Origin of the sequence: Shewanella psychrotolerans, assembly GCF_019457595.1 — a bacterium.
Taxonomy (GTDB): Bacteria; Pseudomonadota; Gammaproteobacteria; order Enterobacterales; family Shewanellaceae; genus Shewanella; species Shewanella psychrotolerans.
The window spans coordinates 2,069,943-2,085,459 of sequence record NZ_CP080419.1 but is presented as its reverse complement, the minus strand read 5'-3'; the positions used below and the strand labels follow the sequence as shown (position 1 = coordinate 2,085,459).

At 43.0% G+C, this 15,517-nt stretch carries 16 protein-coding genes, 1 tRNA gene and 1 pseudogene; 9 read left to right on the top strand and 9 right to left on the bottom strand.

Going from position 1 to position 15,517, the window contains the following annotated elements:
• Window positions 1–203: 203 nt before the first annotated feature.
• The gene (locus tag K0I62_RS09235) at window positions 204–617 is read left to right on the top strand and encodes a hypothetical protein (protein ID WP_220071140.1); all 414 of its coding nucleotides are present in this window, start codon (window positions 204–206) and stop codon (window positions 615–617) included.
• Window positions 618–679: 62 nt separating this feature from the next.
• Here the strand turns inward: K0I62_RS09235 and K0I62_RS09230 are convergent.
• From K0I62_RS09230 to punC, 3 genes and pseudogenes are all read right to left on the bottom strand, one after another.
• Window positions 680–930: pseudogene (locus K0I62_RS09230) on the bottom strand (integrase core domain-containing protein); the annotation flags it as partial.
• A 69-nt stretch (window positions 931–999) separates the two neighbouring features.
• Window positions 1,000–1,090: transfer RNA gene (locus K0I62_RS09225), tRNA-Ser, on the bottom strand.
• Window positions 1,091–1,170: 80 nt separating this feature from the next.
• On the bottom strand, window positions 1,171–2,427 hold the full coding sequence (gene punC / locus K0I62_RS09220; RefSeq protein WP_220071139.1) for a purine nucleoside transporter PunC: 1,257 nt from the start codon (window positions 2,425–2,427) through the stop codon (window positions 1,171–1,173).
• Window positions 2,428–2,541: 114 nt separating this feature from the next.
• Here punC and punR point away from each other — a divergent pair, with 114 nt between their 5' ends.
• From punR to K0I62_RS09190, 6 genes are all read left to right on the top strand, one after another.
• Window positions 2,542–3,444: a DNA-binding transcriptional activator PunR gene (punR, locus tag K0I62_RS09215; protein ID WP_220071138.1), complete on the top strand. Its 903-nt coding sequence runs from the start codon at window positions 2,542–2,544 to the stop codon at window positions 3,442–3,444.
• 157 nt (window positions 3,445–3,601) lie between these two features.
• The gene (locus K0I62_RS09210; protein ID WP_220071137.1) at window positions 3,602–4,261 is read left to right on the top strand and encodes a Bax inhibitor-1/YccA family protein; all 660 of its coding nucleotides are present in this window, start codon (window positions 3,602–3,604) and stop codon (window positions 4,259–4,261) included.
• A 109-nt stretch (window positions 4,262–4,370) separates the two neighbouring features.
• On the top strand, window positions 4,371–4,760 hold the full coding sequence (tusD, locus tag K0I62_RS09205) for a sulfurtransferase complex subunit TusD (RefSeq protein WP_220071136.1): 390 nt from the start codon (window positions 4,371–4,373) through the stop codon (window positions 4,758–4,760).
• Window positions 4,761–4,769: 9 nt separating this feature from the next.
• Entirely contained in the window at window positions 4,770–5,126 is a 357-nt protein-coding gene (gene tusC, locus K0I62_RS09200) for a sulfurtransferase complex subunit TusC (protein ID WP_220071135.1), read from the top strand.
• Window positions 5,126–5,407: a sulfurtransferase complex subunit TusB gene (gene tusB / locus K0I62_RS09195; protein ID WP_220071134.1), complete on the top strand. Its 282-nt coding sequence runs from the start codon at window positions 5,126–5,128 to the stop codon at window positions 5,405–5,407. Before tusC ends, tusB begins: the two co-directional genes overlap by 1 nt.
• Window positions 5,404–5,739: a TusE/DsrC/DsvC family sulfur relay protein gene (locus K0I62_RS09190; RefSeq protein WP_434086832.1), complete on the top strand. Its 336-nt coding sequence runs from the start codon at window positions 5,404–5,406 to the stop codon at window positions 5,737–5,739. The genes tusB and K0I62_RS09190 overlap by 4 nt, the downstream gene beginning before the upstream one ends.
• 250 nt (window positions 5,740–5,989) lie before the next feature.
• Here the strand turns inward: K0I62_RS09190 and serS are convergent, their stop codons facing one another.
• From serS to lrp, 6 genes are all read right to left on the bottom strand, one after another.
• Window positions 5,990–7,276, bottom strand: coding sequence for a serine--tRNA ligase (serS, locus tag K0I62_RS09185; RefSeq protein WP_220071133.1), 1,287 nt, complete (start codon window positions 7,274–7,276; stop codon window positions 5,990–5,992).
• Between the two features lie 19 nt (window positions 7,277–7,295).
• Complete coding sequence (gene crcB / locus K0I62_RS09180; RefSeq protein ID WP_220071132.1) at window positions 7,296–7,670, bottom strand: fluoride efflux transporter CrcB; 375 nt, start codon at window positions 7,668–7,670, stop codon at window positions 7,296–7,298.
• Window positions 7,663–8,994, bottom strand: a complete 1,332-nt coding sequence (locus K0I62_RS09175; protein WP_220071131.1) for a replication-associated recombination protein A — start codon at window positions 8,992–8,994, stop codon at window positions 7,663–7,665. Before K0I62_RS09175 ends, crcB begins: the two co-directional genes overlap by 8 nt.
• Before the next feature lie 9 nt (window positions 8,995–9,003).
• Entirely contained in the window at window positions 9,004–9,630 is a 627-nt protein-coding gene (gene lolA, locus K0I62_RS09170) for an outer membrane lipoprotein periplasmic chaperone LolA (protein ID WP_220071130.1), read from the bottom strand.
• Between the two features lie 42 nt (window positions 9,631–9,672).
• On the bottom strand, window positions 9,673–12,168 hold the full coding sequence (locus tag K0I62_RS09165; protein WP_220071129.1) for a DNA translocase FtsK: 2,496 nt from the start codon (window positions 12,166–12,168) through the stop codon (window positions 9,673–9,675).
• Window positions 12,169–12,349: 181 nt separating this feature from the next.
• On the bottom strand, window positions 12,350–12,853 hold the full coding sequence (gene lrp, locus K0I62_RS09160; RefSeq protein WP_220071128.1) for a leucine-responsive transcriptional regulator Lrp: 504 nt from the start codon (window positions 12,851–12,853) through the stop codon (window positions 12,350–12,352).
• Between the two features lie 179 nt (window positions 12,854–13,032).
• On the opposite strand from lrp, the gene ald reads away from it, so the two are divergent.
• On the top strand, window positions 13,033–14,148 hold the full coding sequence (gene ald, locus K0I62_RS09155) for an alanine dehydrogenase (protein WP_220071127.1): 1,116 nt from the start codon (window positions 13,033–13,035) through the stop codon (window positions 14,146–14,148).
• Between the two features lie 131 nt (window positions 14,149–14,279).
• A complete protein-coding gene (trxB, locus tag K0I62_RS09150) occupies window positions 14,280–15,233 on the top strand; it encodes a thioredoxin-disulfide reductase (RefSeq protein ID WP_220071126.1) in 954 nt (317 codons plus the stop codon).
• The last annotated feature ends 284 nt before the right edge of the window (window positions 15,234–15,517 follow it).

Sequence of the window (15,517 nt, the reverse complement as noted above, 5' to 3'; positions counted from 1 at the left end):
TAGAAAATTTCGTTTTAATTACTGTGCGTTAAGTGACGAGTTACAGTACACAGACACGCCAAAATTATGGGTAAAAATGGCAAGCTAAACACGTTTTTATTTGACGACACACTTAATCTAACTAGTATAGAGGAAACACTAATCACTTAATCGAACTAGCAAAGTATCGTGTGATATTAACAGTTCAATATAAGGCGAATTTAATGGAATTTCCTGCTCATGGCTCAGTAGAGATAAGCTGCTCAAACCAAATTATAGTGGCCAATATTGGGGGACCGTGGAATCTAGAGCTTATCAAGATCTATCGAGAAAAAATGGTGACTTTGTTCAATCAACTCAAACCCAACGAGCCCTGGGGGCTTATTGTGTGCATACATAATTCAGCTACGTGCCCTCCTGATGCTATTGAATTAATAAAAAAAGGTGTCCAGTCAGATAGTATTAAAAACCATCGAATCTGTACCTCTTATGTGATCTCCAAAGAAACTGAGGGAAGAAGATTAATGGATCCTATATGGCGCAAAATTTATCTCAATGTTATGCCCTTTGAGATCTTCCCTACATTAGATGAGGCGATGAATTGGACAGAGATGCAAATCAGTAACAGCAACACCTAACCTTTCTATTTCCGATAAAATCGAACGTGGACTGGCCCCAGAACCCTAGACATTTTAAAGCCTCATTTTGAGACTGCTTCAAACGCTTCAGGACTCGCTCCACCGAGGTGCGTATGGCGTCGTTGGCGATAATAAAATATATCGCTACGCGCCAGTTCACGGGTCTTGTAGACCCGTTTTTTAATCCTTTCTTTTTTAAACTACGAAAAAACGATTCGGCTACCGCATTGTCCCAGCAATGACCGCGACTACTCATGCTTTGTTTAAGGTTATATAGGGGCTCGATAAAGGTACATTGTCTGAGCCAATCCTCTTGGAAAGCCTCTCTAACGCCAAAAACAAAAAAGCCGTTGATAATCAACGGCTTTTTTTGTTTTCAATATGGCGGAGAGATAGGGATTTGAACCCTAGACGGGCTATAAACCCGTGCCGGTTTTCAAGACCGGTGCATTCGACCACTCTGCCATCTCTCCGAACGCCGCGAATAATATAGCTGACTACCCCTGATGTAAAGAGAAAATTATCGCCAGCTACTTATTCGTTTAACTATCAATCAATCTTTATTCTCTTTATCACGATATAACGCAATATTAGCGGGATCTGGCGTCTGTAACTCATCGGTTAATATTTTCCAATTTGATAATTTTCTTATTCTATAACCAGCTAATACACCGACCGAACACACGACTATAGCTAGTGCAATAGTCACTTCGCCCTGTGAAGCCCAAATGGCGACCAGTGAGGATGCACCAAAGGCCATCCCTATCTGCAAGAAGTTCTGTAATCCTGCTGCTTTTGCAGAAGCGTGCTTGAAAACTTGTAGCGCGCTATTAACAACAATCGGATAACAAGCACCATTTGCAGCGGCAAGGATTGAGAAAATAGTTAACAATGGCCAGATAGTTTCGCTTCTTAAAACCAAGGTGCTGAACGCTATACCAGCAACGCAGAGACCAAATAATAACAGTAATAGCGTTAAGCTTTGCTCTACTCCAACCTTTCTGATTAACACCTTACTCATATAACCACCAACAATGAACATGATGGTCTGCGGAATGAAACTTAACCCGATCTCAGTAGCTCGATAACCATGCTGTTCCATTACAATCGGCCAAAGGGTCAAGTAAGAGAAAAACGCTGCTGAGCAAGCGCCAAAAATTATCACGTTACCTAGGTATTTAGGGCTGTTAAACATATCCAAATAGCTAACGGCGTGATTATCGTCTCCACCAAGCTTAACAGGCTCTTTTTTTACCCATAATACGGTGGCTAACATCAATAATACTGTTAGTGCAGTTAACATGATAAAGATGGTTCTCCACTCGCTATGTTCAAGAACATAGGCACCTAAGATAGGGGCTAATGCTGGAGAAAGTGCGACCAATGGCATAATATTACTAAATACCTTTTGTGCCTCTGTCGCGTCATATTTGTCAATCACGATGGCTTGCCAAATAACCGCAGCACTACAAGCGCCGAGTGCTTGGAAAAAGCGTCCAATATTAAACATTAGCATCGAATCACTTATCGCTATGGTATAACTGGCAACACCAAACAATGACAAACCAATAAGTAAACTCACCCGCTTACCATAACGCTGCACCAATGGCCCATAAAGAAGCTGACCAATGGCTAAACCCGCTAAGAAAAAGGTCAGTGAACTCGCCACCTGCGCGGCACTAGTATCAAATGTCATTTCAATTGATTTGAATGCAGGTAAATACATATCGGTTGCAACAAAACCTAACATGCTGAGTAACGCTAAGTAACCAAGAAACAGCAAGCGTCCGCTTTTATTAATAAATTTCATACATACACACTATAGCTAACAAGAAGACGTGCAGTGTAGATACTTGCCAAATACTTGTGAAACGGTTATTTTTGCATGCAGCCTTCAAAATTAATCACAGCAGAGGTCCGCACAATGCTTTCAGAACAATCCATGCAACTTATCGACATGGTCGCTAGAGTTGGAAGTTTTACAGCGGCAGCTAACAAACTTCATAAAGTCCCTTCGGCCGTAAGTTACGCCGTCAAACAAGTAGAAGAAGAACTCGGTGTTATCTTATTCGAACGTCATCACCGAAGTGTTAGTTTAACCCCTGCAGGAATGCATTTTGTAAAACAAGCTAGACTGTTATTGACCAATCTCGAATCGCTAAAAGTCGATACCAAACAAGTGGCAAACGGCTGGCAACCCACCTTATCAATCGCACTAGATAATATCGTCAGAGCCGACAAAATCAGCGTACTCATCGCAGATTTCTATCGTCACTTTGACGACGTCGAGTTGATCATTCGTATTGAAGTATTTAATGGCGTTTGGGAAGCGATTGCGACTGGCCGTAGCGATATTGCGATTGGTGCAACCACCGCTATTCCGGTTGGTGGCGATTATCACTTTAAAGATATGGGAAATATTGAGTGGAGCTTTTTAGTCAGTAAAAATCATCCTCTGGCCTCAATTGACCGCCCTCTTCACGATGATGAACTCAGGATTTATCCTTCAATTTGTTTGGAAGATACATCAAGAGAGATACCTAAACGTATGACCTGGCTACTCGATAATCAACGCAGGCTTGTTGTTCCTGATTGGATCCGCGCCATAAACTGTTTTCGCGAAGGACTTGGTATTGGCTATATGCCAAAACATTTTGCCACCCCTTTTGTGGCTGCTGGCGCCTTGATTGAAAAGCAACTCGAACGACCCAAGGCTGCGAGTCCCTGTTGTTTGGCCTGGAATGACACAAATACATCACAAGCAATGGCATGGGTACTAGACTATTTAGGCGATAGCGAGAAACTACAAAAAGATTGGTTTAATTAAATTGATTTATATTTAGTTATTTAATCGCTTTAACCTAAGAGACTGCTCAGGTATGATTAATCTCATTTAGGGTTAAATGTTATTCATCTAATGGAACTGATAATCACATTTACACTCAAATAAAATATCACGTTATTTAAAGTCACTGGAGACTACAATGACACAAGAAACACTTTATGCAGGACATGCTTCGACCCAAGAAGTAAACAAACTACTCAAAAACACCTATATGTTATTGTCGATGACATTAGCATTCTCAGCATTGTGTGCAGGGCTTGCAATGGTCATGCAGATAGGACCTATGATGTCGCTAGGTCTTTCAATTGGTGGACTAGTTTTGCTTTTTGTTACATTACGTAAAGCGGAAAGTGCTGCTGGCTTGTTTTGGGTTTTTGCTTTTACTGGCATGGAAGGCGCATCATTAGGTTACATACTAAATCATTATGCTGGTATGGCAAACGGCCCTCAGCTAATTATGCAAGCTCTTGGTTTAACTGCTGTTGTATTTGTTACTCTGAGTGGTTATGCCCTAACGACTAAAAAAGATTTTTCCTTTATGAGGGGATTTTTAGTCGCAGGTCTTGTTATCGCTATTGTAGCGGGTATAGCTAACATCTTTATCGGCAGCGGAACCGTATTTATGGCGCTTAATGCGGGTATTGCACTGTTAATGACTGGCTTTATCTTATTTGATACCAGCCGTATCGTGAATGGCGGCGAAACCAATTATATTCGGGCAACGGTTTCTTTATACTTAGATTTCTTAAACCTATTTATCTCTATCTTGCACCTTATGGGTATTGGTGGCGACGATTAATCGTTTTTGATATCCAGCCTAAGGTTTGAGATATCAAGCTAAATTACGATAGAATAGCTCCCATAACAAGGAGCTATTTTTTTGCCCCAAGTGAGCAACAGTGGATCTGATGAGCAAGATATTAATACAAGTCAATCGCCCTGCCTATGGTTACGCTAACAGTTATCAGGCACTCGATTTTGCAAAAGCCGCCGTTGAGCAAGGTCATGAGATAATTAAAGTATTTTTTTATCAAGATGGCGTGCTATCAACAAGCTCATTAAATAGCCCTGCATCAGATGAGTTTCACCTTACCAAAGCATGGGCCGATTTTGGCATAGCTAATAACGTGCCGTTAGTAAACTGTGTATCTGCAGCGCTACGACGCGGGGTGCTATCTGAGATTGAAGCAAGAGAAAACCAACAGCAACATTGGAACCTAACAGCACCGTTTGTCATGGGCGGACTTGGCGAATTGGTCACCGGTATTGAACAAGCAGATCGCGTGATCAGTTTTTAAGGCAAATTTGTGAAAACAATTACCATAATATTTAGGCATTCGCCTCATGGCAAAGCCAATAGCAGAGAGGCTCTCGATTTCGCCCTGCTAAGCGCAAGTTTTGAGCAAATAGTGAGCGTCATTTTTGTCGATGATGGCGTGCTTAATCTACTGCCAAACCAAATGCCGAGCAAAATTGGTTGCCGAGATTTTATCTCCACATTCAAAGCTCTGTCACTGTATGACATTGAAGATGTATTTGTGTGCGAAACATCTTTAGTATCGATGGGGTTAACTACACAGGACTGTTTTATTGACGTTGAAGCGTTAAGCAACGAGCAAATAAAACAACGACTCAAAAAAGCAGATGAAGTATTAGTGTACTGATGATCTTACATACCATTCAAGACTCCCCAACCCAAGATGCTGCTCTATCCTGCTGCTTACGTTATAGCAGCTTAGATGATACCTTGCTGCTCATTGGTGATGGTGTTAACGCTCTGCTGCATCCCTATTGGAAGAAACAGCTAATCAATCGAAAGCTGTTGTTACTCGAAATGGACGTAAGCGCACGTGGATTAACTCAATTGCTTAATCAATATCAACAGATCTCGTCGGCGGAGTTTGTTAAACAAACAATGCTGCACTCAAAGGTAATAAGCTGGTGAGCTATATTCAATATCAAGCACAACAAATAGAGACCGATCCTCAAGGTTATTTAAAAAACGTGTCAGACTGGAACGAAGAACTGGCCGTGGTTATTGCTGAGGGCGAAAATATCGCTTTAACACCCGCACATTGGGAAGTGATCCATTTTGTGCGAAACTTTTATCTGGAGTTCAACACCAGCCCAGCTATTCGCGTGTTAGTCAAAGCGATCGGCCAAGCCTTAGGGCCCGATAAAGGTAACTCAAAATACCTATATACTCTTTTTCCTACTGGCCCAGCTAAGCAAGCGACAAAAATTGCGGGGCTACCTAAGCCAGCCAAGTGTATTTGACCGGCTGTGATACCAAGCCGAATAAAGAACCCACCTTATTAACAAGGTAATTTAGCGCTAAAAATACGAAAGCCTAGCAAATACTAGGCTTTCTTCTATTTGATTTTTAAGACCAATTATCTAAAACAAGTAATATGGCTTTACCAAATGTAGCTAACATTACCGCACCAAATATACAAATAATCACTACATAGCTCAGCCATTGAAAATAGCGTCCACCATTATCCATTTAGCATATTTTCTCTAGACGTTAGCCTATTTGAGTTAACCCGCCCATATAGGGACGTAACACTTCAGGGACCGTTATTGAACCATCAGCATTTTGATAGTTCTCAAGCACTGCAACTAATGTGCGTCCAACCGCCAAGCCAGAACCATTAAGCGTATGCAGTAATGCGGGCTTTTTGGCTGATTTCGCCTTATAACGAGCCTGCATACGACGAGCTTGGAAGTCTTGCATGTTACTGCAAGAAGATATTTCACGATAGGTATTTTGTGCAGGCAACCAAACTTCGATATCGAACGTCTTAGCCGCACCGAAACCCATGTCACCGGTACATAACACCACGGTACGGTATGGTAAACCTAACTTTTGCAATACCGTTTCTGCATGCAGAGTCAGGCTTTCTAATGCTGTCATTGAATCTTCTGGTTTAACCAACTGCACAAGCTCAACTTTGTCAAACTGATGTTGTCTGATAAGTCCACGAGTATCACGACCGTAAGAGCCGGCTTCACTTCTGAAACAAGCGGTATGTGCGGTTAGCTTAACAGGTAGTTCGTCTTCATCGATGATCGTATCACGAGCAAGGTTGGTTAGAGGTACTTCAGCTGTAGGAATGAGGCTCAGCCCCTGCCCCTCTTCAGTAGCCGGTTTAGTGTGGAACAGATCTTCACCAAACTTTGGCAACTGGCCTGTGCCGAGTAAGCTGTCTTCATTCACCAAAAGTGGCACATAAGCTTCTGTATAACCGTGCTCTGTCGTATGCAAATCAAGCATAAACTGCGCTAATGCTCTGTGCATACGCGCAATTTGACCTTTCATGACAATAAAACGAGAACCAGTGATCTTAACTGCATTCTTGAAATCTAAGCCGCTGTGAAGTTCACCAAGATCTACATGATCTTTGACTTCAAAATCAAACTGCTTTGGTTCGCCCCAACGACGGATCTCAACATTTTCATTTTCATCGGCACCAATGGGCGCTGACTCATCAGGAAGATTAGGCACACTCATGGCTATGCTATTAAGCTCTTCAAGTAGCACGGCCAGCTCAGCCTTTTTACTATCTAACTCGGCACCTAAATCCCCAACTTGCGCCATAATTGGTGCAACATCTTCGCCTTTTGCTTTAGCCTGTCCAATAGACTTAGAAATGGCATTTCGTGATGCTTGTAACTCTTCTGTAGCCACTTGTAATGACTTGCGTTTTTCCTCTAGTGAGCTTAAACGACCAACGTCCAAGATAAAACCACGAGTTGCTAAGCGTTCTGCTGTCGCTTCTAATTCCGTTCGTAAAAATTTGGGATCTAACATGTTTTTAGTTTCTTAATAGTTAAATACGAGAGAAAACCAACTGCTGCCCTAAGTAAACCATGAAAAGACATAGACAAAGGTTCAGAGCGATATTTATAAATGCTTTCAACCAATCACCTTGCTGAATAAGCAACAAGGTTTCATTAGAGAAAGTTGAAAACGTGGTAAGTGCCCCTAAGAGGCCAACACCTACTAAAGCTTTTAATTCGGGACTGACATCACTGACTTGACCAAAGGCATAAATCGTCCCCATCAAGAAAGAGCCTATAACATTGACGACCAGTGTACCAAAAGGAAATGCTGAGCCAAATAGCTGAATCATGAATATTGAGATCAGATACCGAAAAACAGCACCAATTGACCCGCCAAGTGCCACAAACAACAAATTACTCATAACGTTTGGTCTCACTTTGCTGGTCAAGTTGGGCTAACGACTCCAACTTGGTCTTGATCCGCTTTTCAAATCCATGCTCGGTAGGATAATAAAACCGACTGTGTGCAAGTTCTGGAGGAAAGTAACACTCACCACTGGCATACGAATGAGGTTCGTCGTGAGCATAACGATACCCCTCTCCTAAACCAATATCGGCCATTAATTTTGTGGGCGCATTACGTAGATGGTTTGGCACACTCGCCTGCCCAGTCTCTTTCGCTAACGTTCGCGCCGCTTTAAACGCGGTATAAACCGCATTACTCTTAGGCGCACTGGCAAGATAGACAATCGCTTGTGCAATGGCTCGCTCGCCCTCTGATGGGCCTACTCGATGAAAACACTCCCAAGCATTGAGCGCTACCGTCATCGCCACAGGATCGGCATTGCCGATATCTTCTGAGGCTATTGCAAGTAATCGCCTAGCAATATAAAGCGGATCGCATCCGCCCTCGAGCATTCGGCAAAACCAGTACAGCGCCGCATCTGGTGCAGAGCCTCGAATCGACTTATGCACTGCGGAGATCAGGTCGTAATACTGATCGCCATTTTTATCGAAACCCGCGAGTTGTTGACCTGCAACCTCGATAAGTAATTGCTCATTGAAGGTACCGGCATCGGGGAGCATATCACTCATTAACTCGATGAGATTTAGCGCTTTACGCGCATCACCCTCACAGATGTTAGCCAGTTTTAACGCTACATCTATTGGCATAACAAGTTGACGTTTGCCCAGACCTCGCTCTATATCAGCAATGGCCTGCTGGACAATATCGACGATTTCATCGTTTTCTAAGCGCTTTATCAGATAAACCCGAGCGCGCGATAGCAAAGCGTTATTGATCTCAAACGATGGGTTTTCCGTGGTGGCACCAATAAAAATAACGGTGCCATCTTCAATAAAAGGTAAAAAAGCGTCTTGCTGGCTCTTATTAAAGCGGTGTACTTCGTCAACAAACAGCAAGGTTCTTTGACCGCGGGATTGAGCAACACTTTTCGCCTGTTCAATTGCCGAACGAATCTCTTTGACACCCGATGTTACTGCGGAAATTCGTTCTACATGGGCATTAGCGTACCGAGCGATAAGCTCTGCAAGGGTCGTCTTTCCTGTCCCCGGCGGTCCCCACAGCATCATAGAGTGCGCGCGGCCGGCTTCAAGCGCCTTTCTCAGTGGTTTGCCTTCATCTAGCAAGTGGCCTTGACCAATATATTGCTCAATCGTTTCCGGGCGCATTCTTGCCGCCAGCGGCCTAAAATCAGGCGCAAAATCGAAGCTTAAACTCGACACGACAAAACCTTAGTTGATGGCTTTAAGGCGCTGATCATCAATATCAACACCTTCAGGAATTACAAATTTAAACAAAGCATCATCGCTTTCTGCAAGCTGATGCTGATCGGTCAACTGAAATTGACTTATATTACCTTGCTGATCTTCAAGCTTCATCGAAGTCAGGCTATCTGTTGAAAAACACACTTCAACCTTAGCTACGCCAGAATCGATATTTTTAGGTGAAATTTGATAGCAATTATCTGCAAGCTCAACCTTAAATTGCTGCCAAGTTGTTTCATCACGGTGAACGAGTAATGCTATTGGAGACGCATCAATCGCTTGGTTTAAATCGAGGACAGACACCTCTTCAGCAAAGGGGTTATAAATCCAAACATCGCTGCCATCTGCCACAATAAGCGATTCATCAGGAGCGGTTAAATGCCAGTAAAACTGATTTGGTACCGCGAGAGCAAATTGCCCAGAGCCCTGTTGTATAAGCTTACCGTTTATATCAACCACGGTTTGACTAAAATCGGCTTTCAAGCTGTCAAGCTCGACCAATTTTTGTTTTAAAGATGCTGAGTCATCAGCGCTAACGTTTGTTGTAAACAATGTCGCAAGACTCAATGTTAATAAAGAAATTGTTTTCAACATTTTGTTTCCTATCCGGTTGCTATATTGCAGCATCATCTGCTCTTAATAATTCTTAGGTGGTGGAGGCGCTAATACTTCACGGTTACCGTTGTGACCTTGTGAGCTGACAACACCTTGCGCTTCCATCTGTTCAATAATACGGGCGGCTCGGTTATAACCGATTTTAAACTTACGTTGCACACTCGAAATTGAGCCTCGGCGAGTTTCTGTCACAAATGCAACGGCCTCATCATAAAGCGCATCCGTATCTTCATCGCTTTCAGCCGCTTCGCCAGGCAATAACACTTGCTCACCTTCAGCGGAACCTTGCAAAATTTCATCGATATATTGAGGCTTACCGCGATTATGCCAATCGGCGACAACAGCATGCACTTCATGATCATCGATAAATGCCCCATGGACACGATTTGGGACACTGGTGCCGGGCGGCAAAAATAACATGTCGCCCATACCCAGCAATGCTTCAGCACCTTGTTGATCTAATATGGTGCGTGAATCGATTCGTGATGACACCTGAAACGCCATACGGGTTGGGATGTTTGCCTTGATAAGACCAGTGATAACATCTACCGAAGGTCGCTGCGTCGCTAAGATCAAATGGATCCCCGCAGCACGCGCTTTTTGAGCGATACGGGCAATGAGTTCCTCTACTTTTTTACCGACAATCATCATCATGTCAGCAAACTCGTCAACCACCACAACGATTGATGGCAGTTTATCGAGCTCTGGCGCTTCAGACTCCATACTGTCTTGAGAACGCCAAAGCGGATCGGTTATCACTTCTCCGCGCGCTTTCGCGTCTTTAATCTTAGCGTTATACCCTTTAAGATTTCGCACCCCTAATGCAGACATCAGTTTGTAGCGACGCTCCATCTCTCCTACACACCAACGTAGTGCATTAGCCGCTTCTTTCATGTCGGTGACCACTTCACACAGTAGATGCGGTATGCCCTCGTATACCGATAGCTCCAACATCTTAGGATCGATCATGATAAAGCGAACATCGTCTGGCCCAGACTTATACAGTAAGCTGGTGATCATCACATTCACACCAACCGACTTACCAGATCCCGTAGTACCGGCAACCAGTAGATGTGGCATTTTACCCAGATCGACAACGACAGGCTCTCCAGCAATGTCTTGTCCTAACACCATACTAAGATGTGACTGACTATTAGCAAAAGCTTCACTGTCTAATACGTCACGCATATAAACGGTTTCGCGGAACTTATTCGGTAATTCGAGCCCGACATAGGCTTTTCCAGGGATAACTTCGACTACCCGCACGCTTTCTGCGAGCAATGAACGAGCTAAATCTTTCGACAAATTAGTGATCTTTGATGCTTTGACACCTGGCGCAAGTTCTAATTCAAATCGGGTCACAACTGGGCCAGGAAAAACCCCAACAACATTAGCCACAATATTAAAATCAGCCAATTTAACTTCAACAAGTCTCGCGACTTGTTCGAGCTCTTCGGTGCTAATTGGGTTCGCTTTTCTATCAGGAACGTCGAGTAATGAAATATCCGGTAAAGGCGTTGTTGGCTTACTTGGTTGCACATCGTCGCCCCCAGGCAAAATAACGATGCCATCAACTATTTTCGCCTTGTCATCTTTACGTTTTGAATCAACCACTGCACCGACAGAGTGTTTAGTATCAAAATTGATAGATTCAATATGGCTCTGTTGTTCTAGCCCATGGTCAGATTCAAATGAAACAGGCTGTTCAGAAGGCGTTTCTACCCGCGTGGTTTTAGGTTGAACACGAATGTTAGGTAAGGAAAATGACGGCTCTGCATCCCGAGGTGATGGCACAGCGTCATCATCAATTTGGTCTTCGTCATCAGGTTGATCTCTTTGTTCGCGCTTTTCTTTAAATCGATCAAATACAGACATAAAACCTTTAGTATCATCAGTCTCTGGCGCACTTGAAAACTTCTCAGGGATGGTTTTAAGCTGCAGGAAACACCAAATCGTTGCAAATCCAACCACATCGATAATAGTTAACCAACTGATACCTGTTAGCAAAGTAAATCCTGCTCCAACGAAACAGAGTAACAACAAGGTGGTCCCAAGCTGATTAAAATAAGGCAACATAGCGCCAGCAATAACGTCGCCAGACACACCGCCAGCAGAGAACTCGTAAATATCATTAGCATTCATGCTTGCTAGTGCCGCTAAACTAAACATGATCAGCAGAAAACCAATGAGCCTTAAGCCCACAGAGAAGTAGTCAACTTCAAGTAACTTATGAATGCGTTTAAATAGCAACCATCCAGTTAACGCCACCATAACCGGAATGATATAGGCCGTGTATCCAAAGAAATAAAATAATACGTCAGCCAACCACGCACCCACAGCACCAGTAAGGTTGTTTATCTCGCCTTCAAAATTAGACTGACTCCACCCTGGATCAGAAGAATGAAAGCTGCTTAAGGCGAGTAAGATAAATGTCGCAGCCATGCAGCAGATGATCAGTCCTCCCTCAAGAAGACGCTGCACTCCATTGAGTGTCTTTACACTATTTCCTTTAGTCAAACGAAAACCCACGATGAAGAAAATGATATGTGGAGCTAAGATATCAAAATAATTTACTCGATGCAGCGTTTTCCCAGCCTATACAGCACAATAGCTTTAGATTGATGAGTTAATGGCGAAATTCTATGCGGGAATAAAAAAAAGGAGCTACGAAAGCTCCTTTTTATCGATAAAGATCGACTTATGACTCTAACGTTACATTAATTGCAACTCTATTGGTTTGCTTAACTTCTTCCATCACTACGTAGGTACGAGTATCAGAAACAGCAGGCAACTTTAGTAAAGTTTCACCTAACAAGCGGCGATATGCAGACATATCTGATACACGCGTTTTTAATAAATAATCAAAATCACCAGAAACTAGATGACATTCTTGAATATCATCTAACAACTGCACTGCCCGATTAAATTTATCAAATACTTCCGCGGTATCGCGATTTAACGTGATCTCAACAAACACTAATAATGAAGCCCCCAAATAATGAGGGTTAACTAGCGCAGTATATCCATTGATGTAACCTTGCTTTTCGAGTCTTTTAACTCTCTCTAAACAGGGGGTAGGACTCAGCCCAACACGCTTAGACAGTTCAACATTTGAAATGCGACCATCCATTTGCAACTCGTTAAGTATGTTACGATCGATGCGATCTAAGTCTTTTATAGGACTCTTTTTATTATTAACCATATTTTTAACCTTGCTTTATTACTAAAACAACATTTATTGCTACGTATGTCAAAACTTCAGCAGCATCAACTACTGAACTGATACTATACTAGATTTCCCTGAAACAATCACGTTCAGGACCTATAAAATAACAATTCAACCCATAATAAATGGGTTTTTATTCAATTTGAGGCTCGAAGATGATAATTGGTGTACCTAAAGAAATCAAAAACCACGAATATCGTGTTGGTATGGTTCCGTCAAGTGTCCGCGAATTGACCATTAAAGGTCATGAAGTTTATATAGAGACAAATGCGGGTGCAGGAATTGGGTTTAGCGACCAAGACTATATCGATGTCGGCGCTTCTATCTTAAACACTGCTGCTGAAGTTTTTGCGAAAGCAGAAATGATCGTTAAGGTAAAAGAACCTCAAGCCGTCGAGCGTGCCATGTTACGTGAAGATCAGTTACTGTTCACTTATCTTCATCTTGCTCCAGATTTGCCACAAACTGAAGATCTCATTAAAAGTGGTGCCGTGTGTATCGCTTATGAAACTGTTACCGATGCCCGTGGTGGTCTACCATTACTAGCCCCTATGTCTGAAGTTGCTGGCCGTATGTCTATTCAGGCGGGTGCCATGGCCTTAGAGAAATCTAAAGGCGGACTAGGTATGTTGCTTGGTGGTGTTCCGGGTGTTGAACCAGCTAAAGTTGTTATTATCGGTGGCGGCATGGTCGGTACCAATGCAGCACAAATGGCTGTCGGCCTCGGAGCTGACGTCGTTATCCTAGATCGTAGCATAGATGCTCTGCGTCGCCTGAACGCTCAGTTCGACAACCGAGTGAAGGCTATTTACTCTACCGCTGATGCGATTGAAAAGCATGTACTGGAAGCCGATTTAGTGATTGGTGGCGTACTGGTTCCTGGCGCTGCAGCGCCTAAACTAGTGACCAAAGATCATATCAAGCGTATGAAGCCAGGTAGCGCAATTGTTGACGTCGCAATTGACCAAGGTGGTTGTGTCGAAACCTCTCATGCAACGACTCACCAAGATCCAACCTATATTGTCGATGATGTTGTACATTACTGTGTAGCGAACATGCCTGGTGCAGTCGCACGCACCTCAACTTTCGCGCTCAACAACGCGACCTTGCCATATATCATTAAGTTAGCCGATCTTGGTTACCGTAAGGCACTACTTCAAGACCAACACCTGCTAAACGGCCTAAACGTTATGCATGGTAAGATCACTTGCAAAGAGGTTGCTGAGGCACTAAACCTTGAGTTTGTCGATCCAAGTGTTTTACTAAGCTAATCAATTTCAAATGTAAAACGAGGGAGCCACATGGCTCCCTTTTTCGATTAGAGCAATCTAAAAGATTGGCTTTACCCAAGGGTGTAAATTCCCTACAATCGCTGCAATTCGCTAAAGGCACGGAGAAAAAGATGAGCCAAGCTAGACACTGTAACTTACTAATTCTGGGTTCTGGCCCTGCTGGATACACAGCAGCAGTTTACGCTGCCAGAGCTAACCTAAAACCCGTGATGATCACAGGGATGCAGCAAGGTGGCCAACTTACCACCACGACAGAAGTTGAAAACTGGCCAGGTGACGCTGATGATCTTACAGGCCCAGCGTTAATGGAACGTATGCAAAAGCATGCAGAAAAATTTGATACCGAAATCATTTTCGATCATATCAATGAAGTTAATCTTAAAGTTCGTCCCTTCCAACTTAAAGGTGACAGCGGAGAATATACATGTGATGCATTGATCATCTCAACGGGTGCTTCAGCTATGTATCTTGGTTTAGAGTCTGAAGAGGCGTTCAAAGGTAAAGGTGTTTCAGCCTGTGCGACTTGTGATGGTTTTTTCTATCGCAACCAAAAAGTAGCAGTAATTGGTGGTGGTAACACGGCTGTTGAAGAAGCGCTTTACTTAAGTAACATTGCTTCAGAGGTCCACTTAATTCATCGTCGAGACAGTTTCCGCTCAGAAAAGATTCTAACAAAGCGTCTGATGGATAAAGTTGAAAACGGTAATATTATTTTGCACTTAGACAACACCTTAGACGAAGTTGTTGGTGACAAAATGGGGGTTACGGGGCTCAAGATGAAAAGCACCAAAGATGAGACAATCAAAGAGATTGATGTCATGGGTGTATTCGTTGCCATTGGTCATAAACCTAATACCCAAATGTTCGAAGGCCAATTAGCCATGAACAATGGTTACATCAAGGTACAGAGTGGCCTCGATGGAAACGCGACCCAAACCAATATTGAAGGTGTATTTGCCGCTGGTGATGTGATGGATCAACATTATCGTCAAGCGATCACCTCTGCGGGAACGGGTTGTATGGCAGCGCTCGATGCTGAAAGATACTTAGATGCATTGAAATAGCATTCATCATTATTAAAAAAGCAGACATAGTCTGCTTTTTTTGTCTCTCAAATTCCGAAGTAAATGCCGATGAGTATAAATCGAAGTAAAAATCCACCTTCTGAAGAAGGTGGCTTTGTATTAGCCCCCTCAAAGGGGGCCAAAAGCGTCTACTTATTTACCCAACCTATTTTTGGCTCTATTTAGCCTGCTTATAGCATTGGGAAAATAATTACACTGCCCCGTACGATGGGTCACTGCATCTATCCATCAATGCAAATTATACCAATTAGTAATGATTTATG

What these genes read in the sequence shown, in the direction of transcription:
- K0I62_RS09235 (WP_220071140.1), top strand. Translation starts at nt 204, where the DNA reads ATGGAATTTCCTGCTCATGGCTCAGTAGAGATAAGCTGCTCAAACCAA.
- punC (WP_220071139.1), bottom strand. Translation starts at nt 2,427, where the DNA reads ATGAAATTTATTAATAAAAGCGGACGCTTGCTGTTTCTTGGTTACTTA.
- punR (WP_220071138.1), top strand. Translation starts at nt 2,542, where the DNA reads ATGCTTTCAGAACAATCCATGCAACTTATCGACATGGTCGCTAGAGTT.
- K0I62_RS09210 (WP_220071137.1), top strand. Translation starts at nt 3,602, where the DNA reads ATGACACAAGAAACACTTTATGCAGGACATGCTTCGACCCAAGAAGTA.
- tusD (WP_220071136.1), top strand. Translation starts at nt 4,371, where the DNA reads ATGAGCAAGATATTAATACAAGTCAATCGCCCTGCCTATGGTTACGCT.
- tusB (WP_220071134.1), top strand. Translation starts at nt 5,126, where the DNA reads ATGATCTTACATACCATTCAAGACTCCCCAACCCAAGATGCTGCTCTA.
- serS (WP_220071133.1), bottom strand. Translation starts at nt 7,276, where the DNA reads ATGTTAGATCCCAAATTTTTACGAACGGAATTAGAAGCGACAGCAGAA.
- crcB (WP_220071132.1), bottom strand. Translation starts at nt 7,670, where the DNA reads ATGAGTAATTTGTTGTTTGTGGCACTTGGCGGGTCAATTGGTGCTGTT.
- lolA (WP_220071130.1), bottom strand. Translation starts at nt 9,630, where the DNA reads ATGTTGAAAACAATTTCTTTATTAACATTGAGTCTTGCGACATTGTTT.
- lrp (WP_220071128.1), bottom strand. Translation starts at nt 12,853, where the DNA reads ATGGTTAATAATAAAAAGAGTCCTATAAAAGACTTAGATCGCATCGAT.
- ald (WP_220071127.1), top strand. Translation starts at nt 13,033, where the DNA reads ATGATAATTGGTGTACCTAAAGAAATCAAAAACCACGAATATCGTGTT.
- trxB (WP_220071126.1), top strand. Translation starts at nt 14,280, where the DNA reads ATGAGCCAAGCTAGACACTGTAACTTACTAATTCTGGGTTCTGGCCCT.